Origin of the sequence: Vibrio halioticoli NBRC 102217, assembly GCF_000496695.1 — a bacterium.
Lineage (GTDB): Bacteria > Pseudomonadota > Gammaproteobacteria > Enterobacterales > Vibrionaceae > Vibrio > Vibrio halioticoli.
Genome location: NZ_BAUJ01000096.1, coordinates 1 through 4562, shown reverse-complemented (window position 1 = coordinate 4562; position 4562 = coordinate 1). Strand labels below are relative to the sequence as shown.

Annotated in this window: 2 protein-coding genes; both read right to left on the bottom strand. The window is 43.8% G+C overall.

The features are described from left to right. Positions 1-60 precede the first annotated feature (60 nt). A complete protein-coding gene (locus tag VHA01S_RS17630; protein ID WP_023405700.1) occupies positions 61-3171 on the bottom strand; it encodes a multidrug efflux RND transporter permease subunit in 3111 nt (1036 codons plus the stop codon). Continuing rightward, positions 3171-4286: an efflux RND transporter periplasmic adaptor subunit gene (locus tag VHA01S_RS17625; protein WP_023405699.1), complete on the bottom strand. Its 1116-nt coding sequence runs from the start codon at positions 4284-4286 to the stop codon at positions 3171-3173. The genes VHA01S_RS17630 and VHA01S_RS17625 overlap by 1 nt, the downstream gene beginning before the upstream one ends. Positions 4287-4562: the final 276 nt, after the last annotated feature.

The following is a 4562-nucleotide window of genomic DNA, read 5'->3' as shown; positions in this document are numbered from 1 at the left end:
CTCACTGTGAACGGCATTTTTAGTGCGTTTATCGCTTATTAGCGAAGCTTAGCACTTCACCTAGTGGCTAATACGCCCTTTAGTATCTTGGTCGATAGCTTGGTTTAGTAGCTCTTCTACATGCCCTGGCGCTTTGGTGTTAAACGACAGCAGTCGGTACATAGCAGGGATAACAAATAGCGTGACAAAGCTTGCAAATGCCATACCAAAGAAAATGACTGTACCTACTGCAACTCGGCTTTCATAACCGGCACCGGTTGAGAAGATCAGCGGGATTGAGCCTGCTAAGGTAGTAAACGCTGTCATCATGATTGGTCGTAGACGCCTTGCCGCTGCATCGATAATGGCTTGTTCAAACTCAACGCCTCTATCACGCAACTGGTTGGCAAACTCAACAATCAAGATGCCGTTTTTGGTCACCATACCAATGAGCATGATCATTCCTATCTGGCTATACACATTCAGCCCTTGCGACATAATCACTAAGCCTAAGAAACCGCCAAATATCCCCATAGGAACGGTAAACATTACCACTAGCGGGTTAATGAAGCTTTCAAACTGCGCCGCGAGTACTAAGTACGCCACCAGCAATGCTAAGCCAAACACCATCACAATCGAAGATTGGTTTTCTTTAAAGTCTTTTGATTCGCCAGAATAATACACTGAGATATCACTTGGCAGCACATCAAGGGCTTTTTGGTCTAGGTAATCCAGTGCATCACTGAGTGTGGCACCTTCTACTAAGTTGGCTTTTACCGTAATCGATTTTTGCTTATTGTAGTGAGAAAGACGTATCGCAGAGGCCACTTCGTTCACTTTCGTCACCGAATCCAGTGTGACAAGATCACCCTTCGCGGTTCGTAAGTAGATTTGGCTCAGGTCGGCACTGTTATTAAAACTATTCTCATCACCACGCAGATAAACATCATACTCTTGACCTCTGTCTACATAGGTGGTTTCGCTTTTGCCCCCTAACATGACTTCCAGAGTGTCTGAAATATCGCTTTGCTTGATGCCCAACTCTGCGGCGCGCTCCTTATCAATAGACAGCACCAACTCAGGTGTTTTTTCTGAATAATCGGTACTTGCACCATCCATAAATGGGCTAGCATCGGCTTCATTTTTAAGAATATCAGCCCACTTTTCTAGCTCTTTATAGTCAGTACCACCAAGCACAAACTGCACCGGTTCACTGGAGCGACCTCTAAAGCCGGGAAGCATAGGGAACACCTTCACATCAGGTATATCCGCCAGAGTTTTGCGAATCACACCCAAAGCTTGGCCTGCTGACATATCTCGAACCGCCCAGTCTTCTAAGATCATGATAACAAAGCCTGTTTGATCCCCTGCGTTACCACCAAATGCCGGAGACTGAATAGAGAAGGATTTTAACAGCCCTTTACCAAGCAATGGCTTCAAACGTGATTCGATGACATCCATATTAACCGCCATGCGGTTATAACTGGTGGCATCTGCGCCCCTAGCAAAGGCAAATAAGACTCCACGGTCTTCTTGCGGTGTAAGTTGCGCGGGTACCGATTTCATCAAATAATATGAGCCTGCAAAACAGCTCACGATCACGATAGGTGCAACCCACTTAAATCTTAGGGCAATAGTGAGTAAGCGACGATAGACACGATCTAACTTGCCAAATAAGCACTCAACACCTTTGTTGAAACGGTTTGGTTTGACGTTCGCTTTTAATATTTTGCTGCCTAACACTGGCGTTAAAGTCAGAGCGATGAGGGAAGAAAATAAGACTGACATTGCCAACAATACTGAGAATTCAGTAAACAGCAAACCGACCATGCCATCCATAAAGGAAATAGGCAGGAATACCATCACCAATACCAGGGTAGTCGCCACTACCGCAAATCCTACTTCACGCGTCCCTTTATAAGCCGCCAATAGTGGAGACTCGCCCCGCTCAATATGGTGGAATATGTTTTCCACCACCACAATGGCATCATCAACCACCAAACCAATGGAAAGGATCAACGCCATTAACGTAATCAAGTTGATACTAAAGCCAAAGTAATAAGCAGCGATAAAGGACGAAATCAATGACACTGGCACAGTAACCGCTGGTATCAAAGTCGCTCTCGCCTGCCCTATAAAGATATAGAGCACTAAGATCACAAGGCCACCGGTAATAAATAGCGTGTTATAAACTTCAGAAATAGAACGGTCGATGAAGACGGTTGAATCGTAATCTACCGCTAAACGTGTACCTTTTGGTAAGAACTTTTGAATATCGTCCACTTGTTTATGAACGGCGGTCGCCACGTTTAGTGGGTTAGCATCCGATTGTGGAATGATACCCAAGCTCACGTTAACGACACCATCACTTCTAAAGGTTGAGTCTTCGTTTTTAGCTCCTAGATAAACATCAGCCACATCTTTTAGATAAATGGGCGTTCCACTTGCTGTCGTTCTCACAACGAGATAATTGAAATCTTTTTCATTGTTATAAGTACGATCGGTACGTACTGACATTACAATAGCGTCGTTTCGTACTTCCCCACCCGGGCTCTCAATATTTTCAGATTTTAATGCCGCGGTAATATCTGATGTCGTTACCCCTCTGCCAGCCATGAGAGTAGGTTTGAGTTTGACGTACATAACCTTATATAAGCCGCCAGAAACCTGTACCGAACTCACACCAGACAATAGGCTGAAACGGTCAAGTAACACTCGGTCTACATAATCCGTCAATTCTGTTCTATCTAGGTAATCAGAACTCAAGTTGACGTACATGGATGCCTCACCGCTACCGTTATTTTTATAAACGGTTGGTGAATCAGCTTCATCAGGCAAGCGGTTTGTTGCGCGAGCTACTGCATCACGCACGTCACTTACCCCTGTATTCAAGTCATAACCTATATCAAAGGTTACAGAAATACGTGACATACTATTACGAGTCGTCGACGTAATTTCATCAATGCCACTAATACCTGCCAATTGGTCTTCAATAACAGAGGTGATTTGGTTTTCAATAATTGTCGCCGATGCACCTTCATAGCGCGTACTGATGGACACGACTGAACTTTCAATATCGGGCATCTCTCGCACGGCGAGCTTAGAAAATGACACTATGCCAAAAACGCACAACAACAAGCTCAGTACTACCGCCGCAACGGGGCGTTTTACTGAAATATCGGATAACAACATTACTTACCTACCTCGCTACCCTTTTTCTTCGATGCCTCTTTCGCCTTGACCTCTTGTGTCGCATTCACATCTTTCACTTCGATGCCATCGCGCATATTAACAACGCCTTGCACCACAATGGTTTCACCAAGGTCGAGACCTTTGTCAATGACCACTTCATTTTCAACACGAGTACCAAGGAAAACCTCACGACGTTCAGCGCGGTTGTCTTTTCCAACCACATAAACAAAACGTTTAGTTCCTAAGTACTGTAATGCTTGTACCGGAATAATCGCCGCTTCAATTTCAGGGAATTTCAGGGTGGCTTTAACCAACATGCCCGGTTTAAGTTTTTGATGTTTATTATCAAGCGCAATACGAACACGTAAGTTTAACGTGTCTGGATTTACCCTAGAATCAATACCCTGCAAAGTACCGGTAAACACTTCATCACCCCAAGCACTAGAAATAGCGGAAACCGACATGCCAGTACGCAACATAGGTAGGTAGTTTTCTGGAACTTGTAAATCCAATTCCATTTTTGAGGTGTTATCTAAGGTTAATAATTCAGTGCCTGAATTAACGAATTTACCTAAACTGAAATCAACAAAGCCAATATGGCCAGAAAATGGGGCGGTAAGTGTACGTTCATTAAGTTCGGCTTTAGCGGCGCTCAATCTTGCTTTAGCGATATCGACACTGGCTTTTTGACCTTCGATTTCGGTCAACGTAATTGCCGCACTTTTTCTTAAACGTTCAAACTCGTTGAGTTTGCGTTGTTCATCATTTAAATAAGCCTGCGCTTCAGCGACTGTGGCCGTCGTCTTATCTTTACTCAATTCGACTAATACTTGCCCTTTTCTCACGCTTTGATTCGTTTTTACAAAAATACGCTCGATAGTACCACTTACCTCAGGGGTAATAATCACTGATTGAGACGCTTGCAGTTTGCCCACTAACGCCAAAGTTTGTGAAATATGATGGACACCAACATCTTGAGTGACCACGGCAACGTAAGATGGTGCTTTAGTTGGGCCCTTTGCAAAAGAAGGAGCACAAAATAGAGCCCCAATTAAAAGAACAGCGGTTGGAGAAAACTTTTTGGAGAATGGCTGCGAGATTTTTTTCATATTCATATTATTATTGTCCTCATCTGCGCGCCATTTTATCAGCTCTCCATGACAGTAACGTCAATCAATGTAAATTATTTCTCGTTTACCTCGCCACCCTACTCATTTCAACCAAAAATAATATGCAACTGCCCCCTCAAACAGATGAGAAAGAGACGGTTTTTAGTCATTCCGAGCAAAATTCGGGCATATGAACTGTTTTTTTAAGAAAATCCTTTACAGAAAAACTCCCTCTGGATATCATTCGCACCGAACTTGAGGAGAGAGTTGGGAAAACGATTC

What these genes read in the sequence shown, in the direction of transcription:
- VHA01S_RS17630 (WP_023405700.1), bottom strand. Translation starts at nt 3,171, where the DNA reads ATGTTGTTATCCGATATTTCAGTAAAACGCCCCGTTGCGGCGGTAGTA.
- VHA01S_RS17625 (WP_023405699.1), bottom strand. Translation starts at nt 4,286, where the DNA reads ATGAATATGAAAAAAATCTCGCAGCCATTCTCCAAAAAGTTTTCTCCA.